Raw genomic sequence first — 20,262 nt, forward strand, 5'->3', positions numbered from 1 at the left:
TCCTCTCTGCTGCATGGCCTGCCCGGTCATTCACCTCTGCCCTTGCATTTCGCCGCTGAATTGCCGATATGGAGCGCGGGAGGTTGGTGGTGGACGATCCACTCGCCAACCGGGTCAGGTCCGGAAGGAAGCAGCCCTAACGAGCCCGGAACGGGTCATTGTTCCAGCCTCCCGCCTCTTCGCCTTTCTCCCGCGACATTGACGGCGCCGAGCCGTGCGGGCGAGATTATGCGCAGGAATCGGCCGCCCTCCGTCGCGGCCGTTGGAGCTTTTGACGGCGAATGAGCGAAGCCGGAAATTTGGGGACGGAAAGCCTGGTAACAGGAAAGGCCGGCGCCTATCGCGTGCTGGCGCGCAAATATCGCCCCTCGAATTTCTCCGAGCTGATCGGCCAGGAGCCGATGGTCCGCACGCTGACCAACGCCTTCGCCACCGGCCGTATCGCCCAGGCCTGGATGCTGACCGGCGTGCGCGGTGTCGGCAAGACGACGACCGCGCGCATCCTGGCACGGGCGCTCAACTACAAGACGGCGACCGTCGACCAGCCCTCGGTCGATCTTTCTATCCCCGGCGAGCACTGCCAGGCGATCATGGAAGGCCGCCATGTCGATGTCATCGAGATGGACGCCGCCTCCCACACCGGCATCGACGACATCAGGGACATCATCGACCGCGTTCGTTACGCGCCGGTCTCGGCCCGCTACAAGGTCTACATCATCGACGAAGTGCACATGCTCTCCACCCAGGCCTTCAACGGCCTGTTGAAGACGCTGGAAGAGCCGCCGCCGCACGTCAAATTCATCTTCGCCACCACCGAGATCCGCAAGGTGCCGATCACGGTTCTGTCGCGCTGCCAGCGCTTCGATCTGAGGCGCATCGATGCCGGCGCTCTCGTCGCGCATCTTTCCTCGATCGCCGCCAAGGAAGGCATTTCCGTCGACGACGAGGCCCTGGCGATGATCGCCCGCGCCGCCGAAGGCTCGGCGCGCGATTCGCTCTCCATCCTCGATCAGGCGATCGCCCATGGCAGCGGCGCGGTCAGCGCCGAGGCCGTGCGCGCCATGCTGGGGCTCGCCGACCGCGCCCGCATCATCGACCTGTTCGAGCATGTCATGAAGGGCGATGTGGCGGCGGCTTTGGCCGAATTCCGCGCGCAATACGATACAGGCGCCGATCCGGCCGCGGTGCTGACCGATCTGGCGGAATTCAACCACCTCGTCACCCGGCTGCGTTTCGTGCCGACCGCCGCCGATGACGCTTCGCTCTCCGAGGACGAACGAAGGCGCGGCGCCGAATTCGCGAGCGCGCTCTCGGTGCGCGTGCTGTCGCGGACCTGGCAGATGCTGCTCAAAGGCATTCCGGAGGTGCAGTCCTCGAACCGCCCGGTCAGCGCCGGCGAGATGGTGCTGATCCGGCTGGCGCATGCCGCCGACCTACCGACGCTGGACGAGGCGTTGAAATCGCTGGAAGGCGCCGCACCTGTGCCGAATGGCGCGCCGCGGCCCAACGGCGCGCCGGCCGGCAATGGCGGCGGCGCCAGTGCTGTGGCACAGGCGCGGATGCCGGCCTCCACCGGCGGCGCGCAGACGATGCGGCTGGTCGAGGCGCAGCCCGTGCCCGCCGCCTTCGTTCAGGCTCCCGAGCCGGTCATCGAAGCACCCGCCGTTCCGGTGGAGTCGCTGGCCGATATCGCGGCCCTGGCCGACGCCAACCGCGACATCGCCTTCAAGGTGATTTTGAAGCGCTGCGTGCGGCCGGTGCGTATCGAGCCCGGCCGTCTCGATGTCAGCCTGACCGACGATGCGCCCAAGATGCTGCTCAACGACCTGACCGCGAAGCTGCGCGCCTGGACCGGCCGCAACTGGCTGGTCTCGCTGTCGAAGGAGGAGGGCGGCCAGACGTTGGCCGAGATGGAGACGACGAAGCGCGAGAACGCCTTCTCCGATGCCAGGAGCGATCCGACGGTCGCAGCCATCCTCGCCCGCTTTCCCGGCGCTAAGATCATCGACGTGCGCATTCCGGAGGTGCCGGAAGCGGACGAAGCCGCGGCCGACCTGCCGGTCGAGTCGGCGCCCGACGACGAAGAAATTTGAAGAAACAAAAAGGACGTTTGCGATGAAGGATCTTCTCGGCCTGATGGGCAAGGCGAAGGAAATGCAGGCCAAGTTCCAGGCCATGCAGGACGAGATCGCCACGCTGGAAGCCACTGGGCAGGCGGGTGGCGGCCTTGTCAGCGTGACCCTGACCGGCAAGTTCGAAATGAAGGCGCTGAAGATTGATCCGTCGCTGTTGAAGGACGACGAGGTCGAGATCCTGGAAGACCTGCTTTTGGCCGCGCACAATGATGCCAAAAATAAGGTCGAGCAGATCATGCAGGAAAAGACCAAGGCATTGACCGCGGGCCTGCCTATACCGCCCGGAATGAAATTGCCGTTCTGAGGCATCTGCCGCCAGTTAATTGATTATGAACGAAAATTGAGCGCGCGCGGCAATATTAACCATTTTGCCGGCTTTGCTCACGGGCTCATTTCGCGACATTCATAAAGTTTTACCCAAGTCCAGAGATTGCTAACCATCTAGCCATCTTTTTGCCTGAAAGAGTCTCATTCTTGCCACATCTCGGGGCGGGCTGGCATCTGGAAATGAGGCTTTTTTGTTGATCGCGACGCGATGGAAGACGCCGCTGCTGCTCATCGGCATCGCCGCTTCCCCCTTGTTCCTGGCCGGCTGCAGCCAGACCGCTTCACATGGCATGTCGGTGGCGAGCCTGACCGACGCCGTCACGCCGAGCTTCCTCAGCTCGCGTTCCTACAAATACTCGATGAAGGACAAGGAGTGCCTGCAAAGGGCGATGTTCTTCGAGTCTAACCGGTCGAGCCGCGACGGCATGATCGCCGTCGGCACGGTCGTGATGAACCGGCTGCGCTCGGGCCGGCACGGTGACACCATCTGCCAGGTCGTCGGCGAGAGTGGCCAGTTCGCCCCCGGCGTGCTGACGCGGCCGATGAATTCGAAGGCGCTGCCTGATGTCGAACTGGCCGCCGAGGCAGTGCTCAAGGGCGAGCGCAAGGCAAAGCTCAAGAATACGATGTATTTCCACACCGCCGGCCTGCGGTTCCCTTACAAGAACATGCACTACACGATGGTGGCCGGCGGCAACGCTTTCTACGAGAAGCGCGGCCACAACTGGCAGCCGCTGCCCGATGAGCCCATGGTCGCCATGGCCTCCGACAAGTCGCAGAAGATCGACCCTGCCGCTCCGGTGCTCGTTGCTTCCGCCGAGCCGGTGGTCAAGACGATTGTCCATGCCGATCCGGCCAAGCAGGCCGCAATGACCGCGGCTGCGCCGGCCCTTCCGGCCAAGACTGCGACCGTTCCGGCAGAGCAGACCTATATAACGGCCTCCATTGCGCCGGCGCAGAAGTCCGGCCGCGTCACGGCGAAGCCGACGGTGGTGGCGATGCAGGAGCCGATGGAGGAGCCGGACGCGTCCCGCTTCGGCGGGACGCTGAAAGGCCGGTATGTCACGTCTGTTCCGAGCGCCCCGCAGGAAGCGGCGATGGGATTCCAGTCGACGCCTGAGAATACCGACGCCATCGGCGCGCTGATCGTCAGCCAGAACCGGCCGCTCGAAGCCTACTGAGCCAACCTGATCGACGATCCGCCGTGGCAGCATGGCGGATCATGCGCCATTGCGGGCTGTTCCAAACCGCTCTGAAAATCCTGGATCAGTTCACCGTTTCACGAAGCGGCGAACTGATCCACCTTTTCGTCTTGACGCAATTCCGGACGGAAAACCGCTTCGCACTTTTCCTGGAATTGCTCTAGATCAGGGCGATGTCGAAACGAATCGCCGGTCCAGAGATCGAACGCCTGATCCAGCTCCTGGCCAAGGTGCCGGGGCTCGGGCCGCGTTCGGCACGCCGCGCGGCCCTCCATCTCATCAAGAAGAAGGAGCAGCTGCTTCAGCCTTTAGCCGCCGCCATGGGCGAGGCGGTTGACAAGGTGCGCATCTGCTCGACCTGCGGCAATGTCGACACCTCCGATCCCTGCATGATCTGCACCGATCCGCGCCGTGACGCCGGCACGCTCATTGTCGTCGAGGACGTCTCCGACCTTTGGGCGCTGGAGCGCGCCGCCGCCATGAACGTGCGCTACCACGTGCTCGGCGGCACGCTGTCGCCGCTCGACGGCATCGGACCGGATCAGCTCAACATCCGCTCATTGGTCGACCGTGTCGCCGGTGGCGGGGTGAAGGAGGTGATCCTCGCCGTCAACGCCACCGTCGAGGGCCAGACGACGGCGCATTATCTGACGGACCAGCTCTCGGGCTTCGACGTCAAGGTGACCAGGCTGGCGCATGGCGTGCCGGTCGGCGGCGAGCTGGATTACCTCGACGAAGGCACGCTGGCCGCCGCGCTGCGATCGAGGACGACGTTTTGAGGGCGGCTAGACGGAGGATGCGCGCTATGACTGGAATGCATCCTTCGAAGCCGGTGTTAAGCACCCCCCTCTGTCCTGCCGGACATCTCCCTCTCAAGGGGGGAGATTGGCAGCTTCGCCGGCAACATTTTCCTTTCGACGTTGGCGATTGGCCAGGGCGACGTCCGATCTCCCCCCTAGAGGGGGAGATGTCCGGCAGGACAGAGGGGGGCGCGACAGAACGCTGCTTTTGCAAACTAGCCCTCGCATTTCTGCTGGTCGCGCTGATCGGGCTTTTCACACATCCAGCCTCCGCTACCCCCATCGACGACCAGTTCCAGGCCTGGCTTCAGAACGACCTCTGGCCCGAGGCAAAGGCCAAAGGCATCTCCAAGAAAACCTTTGACGCCGCCTTCATCGGCGTGAAGCCGAACCTGAAGCTGCCGGACCTCGTCATGCCCGGCGAGAAGCCGACGACGCCGGAAAAGCAGCACCAGGCCGAGTTCGGCCCGCCGGCCAACTATTTCGCCGAGAAGATCATTCGCGCCGTCACCACCGGCGGTCGGACGCGCGAGAGCGCCAATGCAAGGGTGCTCGGGCTGATCGAGAAGCGCTACGGCGTGCCTGGCGACATCGTGCTGGCGATCTGGGGCCGCGAGACCGGCTTCGGCGCCGCCAAGATGCCCTACGACGCCTTCGAGGTTCTGGGCACCAAGGCGTTCATGTCGACCAAGAAGGACGTCTTCCGAACCGAGGTGCTGGCGGCGCTCGATATCGTCGAGCATGGGCTTGCCCCGGTCAACGCGATGAAGTCGTCCTGGGCAGGCGCGCTCGGCCAGCCGCAATTCATGCCGACGTCGTTCCTCAAGCACGCCGTAGACTTCGATGGCGACGGCCGGCCCGATATCTGGAATTCGACGCCGGACGTGCTCGCCTCGATCGCGAACTATCTTGTCCACTATGGCTGGGTGAGGGGACGCGGCTGGGGCGCCGAGGTGATCGCGCCGGCAAACGTCTCCTGCGCGCTCGAAGGACCGGACCAGGGCAAGAAGATTTCCGACTGGGTGGCGATGGGCATCAGGCGCGTCGACGGCAAGGCGTTTTCGGCGAGCGAGCTGAAGGCCGAGGGTTTTCTGCTGATGCCGGCCGGGCGCAGCGGTCCGGCCTTCATCGTCACGCCGAACTTCTATGTGCTGAAGGAATACAACACCAGCGACCTCTATGCGCTGTTCATCGGCCACGCCGCCAATCGCATCGCCAAGGGCGACGCCACCTTCGCCGGCACCTGGGGCCCGGTCGGTGATCTCCATCGGTCCGATATCGCGGCACTGCAGCGGGCGCTGGAGGCGAAGGGTTACGATGTCGGCAGCGCCGACGGCCTGCCCGGCTTTAAGACACGCCGCTCGATCGGCGTCTGGCAGGCGAAGAACGGCAAGGCAGCGACCTGTTTTCCCGATGCGAGCTTGGTCGCGCAACTGAAATGACGGCGACTTCCAAAGGTCAAAAGTTTAGCAGATTTTTCCTGATTGGAGGCTTCGATTAGCCGGCGCACGGGTCGACTCGTGGCGGCCCATTCTGGCCCAATAGCTATCTCGTAAAATGCGCGTTGCGGGTTCGAGCGCCGCCGAATAGGGTGTTGACCAACTGGACAAAAACCAGGACGGTAAGAGGTCGGTGGGCCGTCGACCGGTCCAAAGAATTCTGCAATCCTGAGCCGGGAACTCAGGTCAACAATCAACAAAACAGGGAACGACTACCATGATGCTGGAAAGGTTTGCTCTTCGCTCTCGTGGCTTGCTCGCGGGTGTGGCGATGTCTGCGCTGCTGGCGGTGCCGGCCTTCGCCGTCACGCCTGCCGACACGCTGGTCGAAGGCTTCGCCATCGACGACATCATCTCGATGGATCCGGGCGAGGCGTTCGAGCTGTCGACAGCCGAGGTGACCGGCAATACCTATGATCTCCTGGTCCGCCTCGACCTCAGCGACACCTCCAAGGTCAAGGGCGACCTCGCGGAGAGCTGGAGTGTGTCCGACGACGGCCTGACCTACACCTTCAAGCTCAAGCCCGGCATGAAGTTCGCCTCCGGCAATCCGATCACTGCGGCCGACGTCGCCTATTCCTTCGAGCGCGCCATCAAGCTCGACAAGAGCCCGGCCTTCATCATCAACCAGTTCGGCATCAGCGGCGACAATGTCACCGAGAAGGCCAAGGCGGTCGACGACACCACCTTCCAGTTCGTCGTCGACAAGGCCTATGCGCCGAGCTTCGTGCTGAACTGCCTGTCGGCCACTGTCGCGTCGGTCGTCGACAGCAAGCTGGTCAAGGAACATGTCGCCGCCGCCACGCCGAGCGCCGACTACAAATGGGACAACGACTTCGGCAACGCCTGGCTGAAGACCGGCTATGCCGGCTCGGGTCAGTTCAAGCTGCGCGAATGGCGCGCCAACGAGGCGGTCGTGCTGGAGCGCAACGACAATTACAATGGCGAGAAGGCCAAGCTCGCCCGTGTCATCTACCGCTACATGAAGGAAAGCTCAGCGCAGCGTCTGGCGCTCGAAGCCGGCGACATCGACGTCGCCCGCAATCTCGAGCCGAACGACCTCGACGCCATCGCCAAGAACGCCGACCTCACCACCGCCAGCGCCCCGAAGGGCACGGTCTACTACATCAGCCTCAATCAGAAGAACCCGAACCTTGCCAAGCCGGAGGTTCGCCAGGCGTTCAAATATCTCGTCGACTATGATGCGCTGAGCTCGACCATCCTCAAGGGCATCGGCGAGATCCACCAGTCTTTCCTGCCCAAGGGCGATCTGGGCGCCATCGACGACAACCCCTTCAAGCTCGACGTTGCCAAGGCCAAGGAACTCTTAGCCAAGGCTGGCTTGCCGGACGGCTTCAAGGTGACCATGGACGTGCGCAGCAAACAGCCTGAAACAGGCATGGCAGAATCGATCCAGCAGACGCTCGGTCAGGCCGGCATCAAGCTGGAGATCATCCCCGGCGACGGCAAGCAGACGCTGACCAAATACCGCGCCCGCAATCACGACATCTATATCGGCAACTGGGGCCAGGACTATTTCGATCCGAACTCCAATGCTCAGACCTTTGCCTCGAATCCGGACAATTCCGACGCGGCCAAGATCAGGACGCTGGCCTGGCGCAACGCCTGGGACATTCCGGACCTGACCAAGGAAACCGAGGCGGCCTTGCTGGAGAAGGATTCGGCCAAGCGCGCCGACATGTACAAGGACCTGCAGAAGAAGATCCTCGACACCAGTCCCTTCGTCGTCATCCATCAGCAGCTCGAAGTGGCCGGCCTGCGCAAGAACCTCAAGGGCTTCGCGCTCGGTCCGAGCTTCGACACCAACTTCGTCGGGACAGTCTCGAAGGAATAGTGCCAGCGGACGCGCCGCGTGAGCGTAGCTGAAAACCAGGCGGCGGCCGGGCGCGGCAGCGCCCGCGCCGTCGCCATTCTATCGTCGCTTGGCCGCTTCCTGGTCATCGCGGTGACGACCTATCTCGGTCTTCTCGCGGTGACCTTCTTCATTGGCCGCGTCATCCCCATCGATCCGGTGCTCGCCGTTCTCGGCGACCGGGCCCCCACCGCCGTCGTCGAGCGCACGCGCCGCGAGATGGGTCTCGACCTGCCGTGGATCGAGCAGTTCTATATCTACGTAAAGAATGCCATCCATGGCGACTTCGGTACCTCCGTGCTGACCACCAATCCGGTCATGACTGATATCCGCCGCGCTTTTCCGGCGACCATCGAGCTTGCCACATTGGGCACGCTGATCGGCGCGGTCATCGGCGTGCCGCTCGGCGTGTTGGCAGCGGTCAGGCGTGGCAGCCTCATCGACCAGATCGTGCGCATTATTGGCCTGATCGGCTATTCCGTGCCGATCTTCTGGCTAGGGCTGCTCGGGCTCGTGCTGTTTTATGCCAAGCTGCAGTGGGTCGCCTTTCCGGCGCGGCTCGACGTCGTCTACGAATACACCTTCACGCCGATCACCGGCTTCTATCTGCTCGACGCCGCGATGCAGGGCCAATGGGATGTCTTTTACGACGCCTACCGCCACATCATCCTGCCGGCTTCGCTGCTCGGCTATTTCTCGCTGGCCTATATCAGCCGCATGACCCGCTCCTTCATGCTGAACGAGATGGCGCAAGAATACATTGTGGCCGCGCGCGCCAAGGGCCTGTCGGAAGCGCTCATCATCTGGGGCCACGCGCTGCGCAATGCCGCGGTACCGATGGTGACCGTGATCGCGCTCTCCTACGCCAGCCTGCTCGAAGGCTCGGTGCTGACCGAGACCGTCTTCTCCTGGCCGGGCATCGGCCTCTACATAACCAACTCGCTGCAGAACGCCGACATGAACGCGGTGCTGGGCGGCACCATCGTCATCGGCTCGGTCTTCATCGGCATCAATCTCTTGTCCGACCTGCTCTACCGGTTGCTCGACCCAAGGACGAAGGTCGGATGAGCGCGGAAGTCGTCCAGTCCCGTCGCGAGTGGCTGCTTAGCGAGCGGCCGGCCTCGCGCATGCAGGCAAGGCTCGGCCGCGCCTATGTCGCCTGGCGGCGCTTCTCGGCCAATCGGCTGGCCTTCATTGGCTTGCTAATCATCCTCGCGTTGGTGGTGGTTGCCGCCTTTGCAGGTGTGCTGGCACCCTATTCGCCGACCGTGGGTGATCTGAAGAATGCCCGCCTGCTGGCGCCAGGCGCCGCGCATTGGTTCGGCACCGACGACCTCGGCCGCGATATCTATTCGCGCATCGTCTACGGCTCGCGCTGGACGCTCTATGTCGTCATCCTGGTCGCCGTCATCGCCGCTCCCATCGGCCTCCTGGTCGGCACCGTCGCCGGCTATGCCGGCGGCTGGACCGATGCGATCCTGATGCGCATCACCGACATCTTCCTCGCCTTCCCGAAGCTGGTGCTGGCCCTGGCCTTCGTCGCGGCACTCGGCCCCGGCATCGAAAACGCGGTGCTGGCGATCGCCATCACCTCCTGGCCACCCTATGCGCGCATCGCGCGCGCCGAGACGCTGACGGTGCGCAACTCGGACTACATCAAGGCGGTGCAGCTGATGGGCGCCTCGCCCTTCCGCATCGTGCTGCGCCACATCATGCCGCTCTGCATTTCCTCGCTGATCATCCGGGTGACGCTCGACATGGCGGGCATCATCCTCACCGCCGCCGGTCTCGGCTTCCTCGGCCTCGGCGCGCAGCCGCCGCTGCCCGAATGGGGTGCCATGATCGCGTCCGGTCGCCGCTTCATCCTTGACCAGTGGTGGGTGGCCGCGGCACCAGGTGCCGCCATCCTCATCGTCAGCCTCGGCTTCAACCTGCTCGGCGACGGCCTGCGCGACGCGCTCGATCCCCGGAGTGGTGACCAATGAGCGGCGACCAGTGAGCGGCAATCCGGACATGCAAACAAAAGGCGCGCTGCTCGAAGTCGACGATCTGCGCGTCACCTTCCCGACCCGGACCGGGGTCGTGCAGGCGGTGCGCGGCGTCTCGTTCTCGCTTGGCCGCGAGCGGCTGGGCATCGTCGGCGAGAGCGGCTCCGGCAAGTCGCAGACCGGCCGCGCCATCATGGGCCTCACCCCGCCGCAGGCTGAGGTGTCGGCCAAGAAACTCAGCTTCGACGGCATCGATCTGCTCTCGGTCTCATCCAGCCAGCGCCGGGCGCTGCGCGGCAACCGCATCGCCATGATCCTGCAGGATCCGAAATATTCGCTCGATCCGGTGATGACCATCGGCCGCCAGATCGTCGAGACGCTGCGCACGCATGAGAAGGTCGGAAAGGCAGAAGCGCGCGAGCGCGCGCTGGAGATGCTGCGGGCGGTGCAGATCCGCGATCCGGCCCGTGTCTTCGACCTTCACCCGCATGAAGTCTCGGGCGGCATGGGCCAGCGCGCCATGATCGCCATGATGCTGATCGCCGGGCCGGAGCTGATGATCGCCGACGAACCGACCTCGGCGCTCGACGTCACCGTGCAGCTCGATGTCCTGAACATCCTCGACAAGCTGGTCGCCGAGCGCGGCATGGGGCTGATCTTCATCTCGCATGATCTGCGCCTGGTCTCGTCCTTCTGCGATCGCGTGGTCGTTATGTATGCCGGCAAGGTGGTCGAGCAGCTCAAGGCATCCGAACTGCGCGATGCCCGGCATCCCTACACGCGCGGCCTGCTCAACTGCATGCCGAGGATCGGCTTCGAGCGGCATCCGCTGCCGGTGCTCGAGCGCAAGCCGGAGTGGGCGACATGACGGCAGCGCTTTCCGTCGAAGGGCTGGAAGTGGTCTTCGACCGTTTTCGCGCGCTGAAGGGCGTCAGCCTCGAAGTGAGGGAAGGCGAGTCTTACGGGCTGGTCGGCGAGAGCGGCTCCGGCAAGTCGACGCTGCTGAGGGCAATCACCGGCCTGGCGCCCGTCTCTTCAGGCACCATCACCGTCAACGGCAAGACGCTCGGCAAAACCCGCGACAAGGCCTTTTACCGCGAGGTGCAGATGGTCTTCCAGGATCCGTACGGCTCGCTGCATCCGCGCCAGACGGTCGACCGGCTGCTGCAGGAGCCGCTTGCCATCCACGGCATCGCCGATGGCGAAAAGCGCATCGAACGCGCGCTGGACGAGGTTGGCCTCGGCAACGGCTTCCGCTTCCGTTACGCGCACCAGCTCTCCGGCGGCCAGCGCCAGCGCGTGGCCATCGCCCGCGCGCTGATCCTCGAACCCTCGATCCTGCTGCTCGACGAGCCGACCTCGGCGCTAGATGCCTCGGTGCAGGCCGAGGTGTTGAACCTGCTCGAAGAGGTTCGGCGGCGGCGCAAGCTCACCTTCCTGATGGTCAGCCACGACCTCGCCATCATCACCCACATGTGCGAGCGGCTGATGGTGATGCAGAACGGCGAGGCGGTGGAGACGCTGACCGCAAGCCAGCTGATCGGGCACCGGGTGAGCCAGGATTATACGCGCAACTTGCTGCGGGCCAGCGAGGGGTTTGTAAGAACCGCTTGAACTCGTGCTTGCTTTGCGCGGAACCAACAGTTGCCAGGGAATTCCCATGGAGGAATGGAAGTTTGCAGACCCACCAAATGTCGCGGTGCTATCGGACAGGAGCATATTTGAACGCGGTGACTGGATCGCATACGTTTTGCATGAGGATGACGACGACGATGAAGGCGGCAGTTGGCAGTTCTACAGCAGCGACACCCGAGATTGGGATAAACGCGACATAATGCTCGTCGGCCTGCAAGAGGTGGTTCAGCGGGATGGAAGCATCCTGGCATTGGCCGATTTGCCAAAAGGCTGGCATGCTTGGCGCAACTCAAAATCATCGCCGTGGCAGCGCGCCAAGTCGCGCCCTGTACCTTCCAACGATAACGAGTGACCCGGAACAGCCTTAGGTTGGGCTTTGTACTAGTTCTCCGGTTTCAGAAACGGGCGGTTGTCTCCCGCCTTTCGGCTCCTTGATCCTGAACCACGTCACATATAGCGCTGGCAGGAACAGCAGCGTGATCGCCGTGCCGGCGATGATGCCGCCCATCATGGCGTAGGCCATCGGTCCCCAGAACACTTCGCGCGCGATCGGGATCAGCGCGAGACTCGCGGCCGCCGCCGTCAGCGCGATCGGCCGCATGCGGTGCTCGGTCGCTTCGATCACTGCCGCCCAGCGGTCCTTGCCATCGGCGACAAGATCTTCGATCTGCACGATCAGGATGACCGAGTTGCGGATCAGGATGCCGATCAGCGCCAAAACGCCGAGGATGGCGACGAAGCCGAGCGGCGCGCCGCTGGGCACGAGCGCCGCCACCACGCCGATCAGGCCCAGCGGCGCCACCGCCACCACCAGGAACAGGCGCTGGAAGCTCTGCAACTGCACCATCAGGATGGTCGCCATGATGAACAGCATCAGCGGCACGACGGCCGCGATCGGTCCCTGGCTGTTGGCGCTTTCCTCGACCGAGCCGGCGGTCTGCACCGAATAGCCGGGCGGCAGCTTGGCGATGAAGGCGTCGACCGACGGCTTCAACTCGTTGACGACGGTCGCCGGCAGCACGTCGCCGACCATGCCGGCGCGCACGGTGATCGTCGGCGTTCGGTTGCGCCGCCACACCGTCGGCTGTTCCAGTTCGTAGCGGAAGTTGGCGACCGCCGCGAGCGGGATCGCCTCGCCGTTCCCGGTCGGCAATTGCATGTTCTGCAGCGTCTCGATCGAGCCGCGCTCGGCCTCGCGCGAGCGCGCCACGACATTGATCAGATAGGTCGCGTCGCGCACCTGGGTGATGGTCGAGCCGCCGACCGTGCTGTTCAGCGCGCTGGCGATATCGGACGAGGTGATGCCGAGCTGGCGCGCCTTGTCCTGCAGCACGTCGACCCGCAGCACCCGCTGCGGCTCGTTCCAGTCGAAGGTGGGCGCGGCAAGCTTGGGGTTGGCCGAGATCACACCGGCGAACTGTTGTGCGAGTTCCCGCACCGTCTGGATGTCCGGACCGCCGACGCGGTACTGCACCGGGCGTCCGACAGGCGGCCCGAGCTCCAGCAATTTGACGAAGGCGTCGGTGCCCACGAATTCCTCGCGCAGCAGCTTTTCCAGCGCCGGCTTCACCCGGTTGCGCGCCTCGATGCTCTTGGTGACGATGACGGTCTGGCCGAAATAGGGATTGGCCGGCTGCACGTCATAGGCGAGCACGAAGCGCACGGCGCCCTGACCGATATAGGAGGAGAAATGGTCGACGTCGGGATTGCCGACCAGCGCCCGCTGCTCGAATCGTTCCATCTGGTCGCGCGTCTCGGCGATCGACGAATTCTGCGGCAGGTTCCAGTCGACGATCAGCTCCGGCCGGTCGGAGGGCGGGAAGAACTGCTGCTGGACGAGGCCGAAGCCGGCGATGGAGGCGGCGAACAGAAGCATGGTCGCGATAATCGTCAGCCAATGGCGCCGCACCGATAAGACGAGCACGCGCCGGAACATTGATGTGAATCTCCCCGGCTGGTCGTGATGCTTGGCCTTCATCGTCGCCGGCAGGATGGTGACCCCGAGCAGCGGCGCGAACAGCACCGCCACGATCCATGACACCAGGAGCGACACGGCGATAACGACGAACAGGGTGAAGGTGTATTCGCCGGCGGCACTCGAGTTGAGGCCGATCGGGATGAAGCCGGCGACCGTCACCAGCGTTCCGGTCAGCATCGGGAAGGCGGTGGAGGTGTAGACATAGGTCGCCGCCTTGCGCAGATTGTCGCCCACCTCCAGCCGGGCCACCATCATCTCCACCGCGATCATCGCGTCGTCGACCAACAGGCCGAGCGCGATGATCAGCGCGCCGAGCGAAATGCGCTGCAGCGAGATGCCGAGATAGGCCATGACCGTGAAGGTGATGGCCAAAACCAGCGGGATCGACAGCGCCACCACGAAGCCGGCACGCAGGCCGAGGCTGATGAAGGAGACCGCGAGCACGATCGCCACCGCCTCGAAAAGCGCGCGGGTGAAGCCCGAAACGGCCTCCTCGACGATGACAGGCTGGTCGGCGACCAGATGCACGCCGACACCGACCGGCAGGTCGGCTAGCACCTTCTGCATCTCCTTGTGCAGCGCCTCGCCGAATTCGAGCAAATTGGCGTTGGGCTTCATGCCGATGGCGAGCCCGATCGCGTCCTGCCCGTTGAAGCGGAACAAGGCCGTCGGCGGGTCGACATAGCCGCGCTTGATCGTCGCCACGTCGCTCAGCCGGAAGAAGCGGTCGTTGACGCGCAGGTTGATGGCGCGCAGGCTTTCCTCGGAAGTGAATTGCCCGCCGACGCGCACGCTGATCCGCTCCGGACCGGACTGGATGACGCCGGAGGGCGTGATGGCGTTCTGGGCCTGGAGGCTGGCGACGATCTGCTGCTGGTTGAGGCCGAGCGCCGCGATTTGGCGGGTCGAGAATTCGAGATAGATCGCCTCGTCCTGGGCGCCGACCAGGTCGACCTTGCCGGCATTCGGCACGGTCAGGATCTTGGTTCGGACATCCTCGACATAGTCGCGTAGCTGGCGCGGCGTCAGCCCGTCGGCGGTGAAGGCATAGATGTTGCCGTAGACGTCGCCGAAACGGTCGTTGAAGAACGGCCCCTGCACGCCTTGCGGGAACTGCGCCCAGATATCGTCGATCATGTTGCGCACCTGCAGCCAGGTCGGCACGACGTCGCGGGCCTTGGTGGTCGGCTTCAGGTTGACGAAGATGACGGTCTTGCCGGCTGTGGTGACCGATTTGGTGTAGTCGAGGCTGTCCAATTCCTCGAGCTTCTTCTCGATGCGGTCGGTCACCTGGCGCACGGTCTCGTTGACCGAGGCGCCCGGCCAGTTGGCCTGGATAACCATCGTCTTGATGGTGAAGGCGGGATCCTCCTCGCGGCCAAGATGGAGGTAGGAGAAGATGCCGGCCACGACGAAGACCAGCATGAAATACCAGACCAGCGAGCGGTGGCCGAGCGCCCAGTCGGAGAGATTGAAGCCCTTCATCAGGCCCCTCCCTCGAGCACCTTGACCTTCTGGCCTTCGCTGAGGCTATGGACGCCGGCCGTGACGACGCGCATGCCGGCCTCCAGGCCCGACGCCACCGTGAAGGTGCCGCCGTTCTTCGAGGCGATCTTGACCTCGCGCACGCTCACGCTCGCGGTCTGCGGATCGACGATCCACACTTTTTCGGCGCCATCCTTTTCGAGCAGCGCCGACATCGGCAGTTCGATGGTCGGCGCCACCTTGGTCATGCGGGTCGCCGTGATCGTCGAGCCAAGCCGGAAGGCCGTGGGCGGATCGACGAGCGTCAGGCGCACGCGACGGGTGCGGGTCGAGCCTTCGGCCTGCGGCGCGATCTCGCGCAGCTTGGCCTCGGTCGTGATGGTGGGCAGCGACTGCAGGATGATCTGGAACGGCGTGCCGACGGTGAGATCACCGGTCAGCCGATCGGGAATGTCGACCACCGCCTCACGCGGATCGGTGCGCGCCACGGTGACGACGGTCTGCCCCGGCGACACCGTCTGGCCGACCTCGGCGCCGACCGCGGTGACGACGCCGTCGAAATCGGAGAACAGCCGGGCATAGCCGAGTTGCTCCTGCGACTTGGCTAAAGCCGCATTCGCCCGCTCGACGCTGGCGGCAGCTGCCTGCCGCGCCTGCTGAGCGGCATCGAAGACGGCCTGCGACGTGTTGGCGGAAGCAAGCAACTGACGCTGCCGCTCCTCGCTTGCCGCTGCATTGGCGAATTGCGCCTGGGTGTTCGACAATTCCGCCTTGGAAGCCTGAACGGCGAGCTCCAGCGCTGTCGGATCGAGGGCGGCGATTGTCGTACCCTTGCTGACGAGGTCGCCGACCTTGACGTCACGCGACACGACGTGGCCGAGCAGGCGGAAGGCAAGGTCGGCGCTGTACTGCGGCTCGACCGTCCCGGCGAAACCGAAGGTCTCGACCGACTTCGGTTCGACGACCACCGACAGCACCGGCCGGATGATCTCGGGTGGCTTCTCTTCCGAGCGCGAACAGGCGGCAAGCGATGCGACGAGGATGAGCGCGGAAATGCCAGGTAGCCGCTTCATTGGCCCGCCCCCGCTATCTCGATCGTCTGTCCCGGGCTGAGCAGCTGTCCGCCGGCGGTGACGACGCTCTGACCGACCTCCAGCCCCCTGTCGACGACGACCACCCCGGAATCGAAGGCAAGCACCTCGATCGGCGTCGTCGCCACCGCCTTGGTCGACGGATCGACGACCCACACCGCTGGCTTGCCGGCGGTGGACGTCAGCGCCTGCCAGGGCAACAGCACGGCCTTCACCGCCTTGGCGCTGACGGTGCCGATCACGGCGGCGCCGAGCGGCATGCCGGCGGGCGTATCGGGTATGCCGACCTTGACCCGGATCGATCCCGACGCGGTGTCGACCGCCGGCGAAGTCTCGCGCACTTTGCCCATCGCCTTGACCTGCGGGTCGGAAAGCAGCGTGATCGTCACCGCCGGCGCCGAAGGCGTCTGGGCAACGAGCGTCTCATGCACATTGAACACCGCGTCGCGGTCGCCGTCCTCGGCGATAGTGAACACGGTCTGCGCCGCCTGCACCACCTGTCCGGCTTCCACCTGGCGCGCGGTGATCACGCCGGCCGCACCCGCCTTGAGCTCGGTATAGGACAGGTTTTCCTTGGCGTTGGCCAAAGCGCTTTGCGCGGCGTCGACGCTGCCTTGCGCGACTTTCATCGTCTGGTCGGCGCTGTCGAAGTCGCGCCTGGTGGTAAAGCCCTGCGAAAGCAGCGTCTTTTGCCGCTGGTAGGTGGCCGTGGCCTGGGTAAGCTGCGCCTGCGTCGCGTCGAGATCGGCCTGCGCCGAGCGCAGGTCGGATTCCTGCTCCTGCGGATCGACGCGGGCCAGCACCGTGCCCTGGTCGACATGCTGGCCGACCTCGACGAGCCGCTCAGCGACGCGCCCGCCGACGCGGAACGACAGATTGTTGAGCGTGCGGGCCGCGATCACGCCGGTAAGCGAGGTCCTTGGCGCATAGTTCGCAAGGGCCACGGTCTGCGTCGTCACCATGACTGGCAGCCTCTTTTCCGCGGCCTGCTGCTTCTGGCAGCCGGCGGCCAAAAGCGTAGCGGCGGCGCAGGCGAGCAACAAAAAGATGTATGGACGAGACGAAGGGCGGGGTGGTGATGACGGCAAGGCGGACGATGTCGCGATCCTGCTCATGGTTCCCCTCGGTTCCGCATATGCCATTCCTGACGGCGGCACGTCGCGGATAACAGCGAGGATAATCGATCGCCGGGAAAAGGAAACTGTTTCTGCCTGACGATCGGCCTGCTGGTTAAGATGGATTTCTACCCTGAGGCAGGCCCAATCGACTGGGCCATGGTGCCAACTTGAGGAAAACGTGAAATAAGGCGAGAACAGCTCATCAACGAAACGGGCGCGCCTGCCCGATGAGGGACGAGATGAAGAATTCAGCCATTTCCGAACGCAAGAACCAGTCGATCTCGCGCGGCGTCGGCATGACCACGCAGATCTACGCCGATCGCGCCGAAAATTCGGAAATCTGGGACGTCGAAGGCCGCCGTTATATCGACTTCTCGTCAGGCATTGCGGTCGTCAACACCGGCCACCGCCATCCCAAGGTCATCGAGGCGGTCAAGGCGCAGCTCGACCGCTTCACCCACACCTGCCATCAGGTAGTGCCCTATGAAAGCTATGTGCGGCTGGCCGAGCGCCTGAACGGCATGCTGCCCGGCAAGTTCGACAAGAAGACCGTCTTCGTCACCACCGGCGCCGAGGCGGTCGAGAACGCGATCAAGATCGCCCGCAACGCCACCGGCCGCCAGGCGGTCATTGCCTTTTCCGGTGGCTTCCATGGCCGCACCTTCATGGGCATGGCGCTGACCGGCAAGGTCGTGCCCTACAAGGTCGGCTTCGGCGCCATGCCGGCCGACGTCTTCCACGCGCCGTTCCCGGTCGCGCTGCACGGCGTTTCGGTCGCAGATTCGCTTGCCGCGTTGGACAAGCTGTTCAAGGCCGATGTTGATCCGGCCCGGGTCGCGGCCATCATCGTCGAGCCGGTGCAGGGCGAGGGCGGCTTCTACGAGGCGCCGCGCGATTTCATGGCAGCACTGCGCAAGATCTGCGACCAGCACGGCATCCTGCTCGTCGCCGACGAAGTGCAGACCGGCTTTGCCCGCACGGGAAAAATGTTCGCCATGGAGCATCATGACGTGGCGCCCGACATCACTACCATGGCCAAGAGCCTCGCCGGCGGTTTCCCGCTGGCGGCGGTCACCGGCCGCGCCGAGATCATGGACGCGCCCGGCCCTGGCGGTCTCGGCGGCACCTATGGCGGCAGCCCGATCGGCGTCGCCGCGGCGCACGCCGTGCTCGATGTCATCGAGGAGGAAAAGCTCTGCGACCGCGCCAATGCGCTAGGCGCCAGGCTGAAGCAGCGGCTGGAATCGATCCGGGAGGATGTGCCGGAAATCGTCGATATCCGCGGCCCGGGCTTCATGAACGCGGTCGAGTTCAACGATGTGAAGAAGGGCCTGCCGTCGGCCGAATTCGCCAATGCGGTGCGGCTGAAGGCGCTCGACAAGGGCCTCATCCTGCTCACCTGCGGCGTCTACGGCAACGTCATCCGCTTCCTGTCGCCGATCACCATCCAGGACGGCGTCATGACCGAGGCGCTGGACATCCTGGAGAGCTCGATCCGCGAAGTCCGCGCGGCTTGATTTAGTCTAGCCCGTCGCCCTCGCGGGCTCGTCCTGGCTGAAGGCGGCGAGCGCAGCCTTCAGCGCATCCGGACCTGCCGCAACGGTCTGCGGCGCTGGCGAGAAGCCGGCGCCGAGCATCTTGCGGCCAAGCATGTGGTCGGCCGGACGGTTGACGGATTCGATGCCGAGCAGCCGGTTGCCCGCATAGTGGTAGATGGAGAACTTGTTCTCGGCCGGCTCGCCCAGCACGACATGGCTGTCGCCGCCTTGCGTCAGGCCGACCATCTGCAGCTTCATGTCGCCGATATCCGACCAGAACCACGGCACGGCCGAGAAGGGCTCCGTGTGGCCGAGGATGGTGCGCGCGGCAAGCCGCGCCTGGTCGGTGGCGTTCTGTACCGATTCCAGCCGCACGTCGCCGCCGGTGAACCAGTGCCGGTAGGAGGCGGCATCGCCGACGGCGAGGATTTCCGGGATTGAGCTCTGCATATGCTGGTCGACGCGGATGCCGTTGGCAATAGCGATGCCGGCGGCTTCCGCCAATTCGACATTGGGCACGACGCCGATGCCGATGATCAGTATTTGCGCCGGCAGGTGTTCGCCACTCGAGGTGACGGCGGTAGAGACGCGGCCGCCTTCGCCGTCGAGCTTGGCGATGGTGGTGCCGGTCAGAATGCGCACGCCCATCGCCTCCAGGCGTTGCCGCACATGGCTTGCGATCACCGGCGCCACCGCGCGGCCGAGCAGCCGGTCGACGGCCTCGACGACGGTGACCTTGCGGCCGGCCGCCCTGAGCGTCGCCGCGATCTCGAGGCCGATGAATCCGCCGCCGAGAATGACCACGTCTTCGCTTTGCGCGCTCAACTCGCGGATCAGCCGCGCGTCGGCCAGCGAACGCAGCGATACCACGCCGGCGAGTTCCACGCCCTCGAGCTTGAGAAGGCGCGGCCGCGAGCCGGTCGCGAGCACCAGCCGGTCGAAGGGAATTGCGCCGCCGCCAGCGACTGCCAGCCTGTGCGCGCCGGCATCGATGCTGTCGATGCGCACGCCCGGCCGGTAATGGATGGCATTGCCGGAATAGAAGGCTTCGCCGCGCAGGGGCTGAGGCTTCGCCTCGGCATCCTTGATGAAGGTCTTGGACAGCGGCGGCTTGTGATAGGGCAGTTCGTTTTCGTCGCCGATCAGGATGACCGGTCCGTCATAGCCTTCCTCGCGCAGACTTGCGGCCGCCTGGACGCCGGCATGACCCGCACCGACAATGACCACCCCGTTCTTCATCGCAGTCCTTTTTCGCTTTCGAATCTAGGATCTTCCGCCAGGTGGCGATTGTCTGGCGCCGCCGCAAGAGCCCTGGTCCGGGTCGCACCCAGAATGGCCGCCTGTCAATCCGGATGTTGGGCAGCGCCGCCGGGCTTAAAGTTGATAATTGTAGTTTAGAATAATTCTAAACTGTTGTTTCAATTGAATTTTCTCTGCTTCACCAGTTGACTTCCGACCTCTCCGCCGCTTTATGGAGGGCTGCGCTCCCGGCGCATTCCTTTGATGTCTGGGCCTTGAACCCTTTCGATTGGAGGCATTTCGGTGTCTTTTGCTGATTGGTCGCGCCATTGCGCGGCAACCTTGCCTTTTCCG

Annotated in this window: 17 protein-coding genes and 1 other RNA gene; 14 read left to right on the top strand and 4 right to left on the bottom strand. The window is 64.4% G+C overall.

The annotated features are described in order from the left end of the window. Positions 1 to 78 precede the first annotated feature (78 nt). The 12 genes from ffs to AU465_RS17035 all read left to right on the top strand — a co-directional run bounded on the left by ffs (position 79) and on the right by AU465_RS17035 (position 11,811). Positions 79 to 175: signal recognition particle sRNA small type (gene ffs, locus AU465_RS16980), an RNA gene on the top strand. 106 nt (positions 176 to 281) lie between these two features. Continuing rightward, a complete protein-coding gene (locus tag AU465_RS16985) occupies positions 282 to 2,093 on the top strand; it encodes a DNA polymerase III subunit gamma/tau (protein ID WP_192249939.1) in 1,812 nt (603 codons plus the stop codon). Between the two features lie 22 nt (positions 2,094 to 2,115). Continuing rightward, positions 2,116 to 2,439, top strand: a complete 324-nt coding sequence (locus AU465_RS16990; RefSeq protein ID WP_192249941.1) for a YbaB/EbfC family nucleoid-associated protein — start codon at positions 2,116 to 2,118, stop codon at positions 2,437 to 2,439. A gap of 217 nt (positions 2,440 to 2,656) precedes the next feature. After that, on the top strand, positions 2,657 to 3,643 hold the full coding sequence (locus AU465_RS16995; protein ID WP_192249943.1) for a cell wall hydrolase: 987 nt from the start codon (positions 2,657 to 2,659) through the stop codon (positions 3,641 to 3,643). A gap of 194 nt (positions 3,644 to 3,837) precedes the next feature. Next, positions 3,838 to 4,443, top strand: coding sequence for a recombination mediator RecR (gene recR / locus AU465_RS17000; RefSeq protein WP_192249945.1), 606 nt, complete (start codon positions 3,838 to 3,840; stop codon positions 4,441 to 4,443). A 188-nt stretch (positions 4,444 to 4,631) separates the two neighbouring features. Continuing rightward, positions 4,632 to 5,906 (top strand): lytic murein transglycosylase, encoded by a 1,275-nt coding sequence (locus AU465_RS17005; protein WP_192249947.1) that lies wholly within the window; start codon positions 4,632 to 4,634, stop codon positions 5,904 to 5,906. Between the two features lie 274 nt (positions 5,907 to 6,180). Then, entirely contained in the window at positions 6,181 to 7,818 is a 1,638-nt protein-coding gene (locus tag AU465_RS17010; RefSeq protein WP_192249949.1) for an ABC transporter substrate-binding protein, read from the top strand. Positions 7,819 to 7,836: 18 nt separating this feature from the next. Beyond that, positions 7,837 to 8,904: an ABC transporter permease gene (locus AU465_RS17015; protein WP_192249951.1), complete on the top strand. Its 1,068-nt coding sequence runs from the start codon at positions 7,837 to 7,839 to the stop codon at positions 8,902 to 8,904. Further along, positions 8,901 to 9,821 (top strand): nickel transporter permease, encoded by a 921-nt coding sequence (gene nikC, locus AU465_RS17020; RefSeq protein ID WP_192249953.1) that lies wholly within the window; start codon positions 8,901 to 8,903, stop codon positions 9,819 to 9,821. Before AU465_RS17015 ends, nikC begins: the two co-directional genes overlap by 4 nt. Positions 9,822 to 9,849: 28 nt before the next feature. After that, positions 9,850 to 10,692 (top strand): ABC transporter ATP-binding protein, encoded by an 843-nt coding sequence (locus AU465_RS17025; RefSeq protein ID WP_192249955.1) that lies wholly within the window; start codon positions 9,850 to 9,852, stop codon positions 10,690 to 10,692. Next, on the top strand, positions 10,689 to 11,438 hold the full coding sequence (locus tag AU465_RS17030) for an ABC transporter ATP-binding protein (protein WP_192249959.1): 750 nt from the start codon (positions 10,689 to 10,691) through the stop codon (positions 11,436 to 11,438). Before AU465_RS17025 ends, AU465_RS17030 begins: the two co-directional genes overlap by 4 nt. A 46-nt stretch (positions 11,439 to 11,484) precedes the next feature. Beyond that, entirely contained in the window at positions 11,485 to 11,811 is a 327-nt protein-coding gene (locus AU465_RS17035; RefSeq protein ID WP_192249962.1) for a DUF2185 domain-containing protein, read from the top strand. Between the two features lie 12 nt (positions 11,812 to 11,823). On the opposite strand, the gene AU465_RS17040 is transcribed toward AU465_RS17035, so the two are convergent. From AU465_RS17040 to AU465_RS17050, 3 genes are read right to left on the bottom strand one after another with little or no spacing between them, the layout of a single operon-like run. After that, positions 11,824 to 14,922 carry an efflux RND transporter permease subunit gene (locus AU465_RS17040; protein WP_281396780.1) on the bottom strand — a complete coding sequence of 1,033 codons (3,099 nt, stop codon included), beginning with the start codon at positions 14,920 to 14,922 and terminating at the stop codon, positions 11,824 to 11,826. Beyond that, positions 14,922 to 15,995, bottom strand: a complete 1,074-nt coding sequence (locus AU465_RS17045) for an efflux RND transporter periplasmic adaptor subunit (RefSeq protein ID WP_192249965.1) — start codon at positions 15,993 to 15,995, stop codon at positions 14,922 to 14,924. Before AU465_RS17045 ends, AU465_RS17040 begins: the two co-directional genes overlap by 1 nt. Further along, positions 15,992 to 16,975 carry an efflux RND transporter periplasmic adaptor subunit gene (locus tag AU465_RS17050; RefSeq protein ID WP_246506186.1) on the bottom strand — a complete coding sequence of 328 codons (984 nt, stop codon included), beginning with the start codon at positions 16,973 to 16,975 and terminating at the stop codon, positions 15,992 to 15,994. Before AU465_RS17050 ends, AU465_RS17045 begins: the two co-directional genes overlap by 4 nt. Here AU465_RS17050 and AU465_RS36610 point away from each other — a divergent pair. After that, positions 16,974 to 17,228, top strand: coding sequence for a hypothetical protein (locus AU465_RS36610; RefSeq protein WP_246506187.1), 255 nt, complete (start codon positions 16,974 to 16,976; stop codon positions 17,226 to 17,228). The two genes, AU465_RS17050 and AU465_RS36610, sit on opposite strands and share 2 nt — an antisense overlap. A gap of 142 nt (positions 17,229 to 17,370) precedes the next feature. Further along, a complete protein-coding gene (locus AU465_RS17055; protein WP_192249971.1) occupies positions 17,371 to 18,648 on the top strand; it encodes a 4-aminobutyrate--2-oxoglutarate transaminase in 1,278 nt (425 codons plus the stop codon). A gap of 6 nt (positions 18,649 to 18,654) precedes the next feature. Here AU465_RS17055 and AU465_RS17060 read toward each other — a convergent pair whose 3' ends face one another. Continuing rightward, positions 18,655 to 19,908: an NAD(P)/FAD-dependent oxidoreductase gene (locus AU465_RS17060; RefSeq protein WP_192249974.1), complete on the bottom strand. Its 1,254-nt coding sequence runs from the start codon at positions 19,906 to 19,908 to the stop codon at positions 18,655 to 18,657. Positions 19,909 to 20,262: the final 354 nt, after the last annotated feature.

The organism is Mesorhizobium silamurunense (genome assembly GCF_014843905.1).
In the GTDB taxonomy this organism is placed as follows: domain Bacteria; phylum Pseudomonadota; class Alphaproteobacteria; order Rhizobiales; family Rhizobiaceae; genus Mesorhizobium; species Mesorhizobium silamurunense.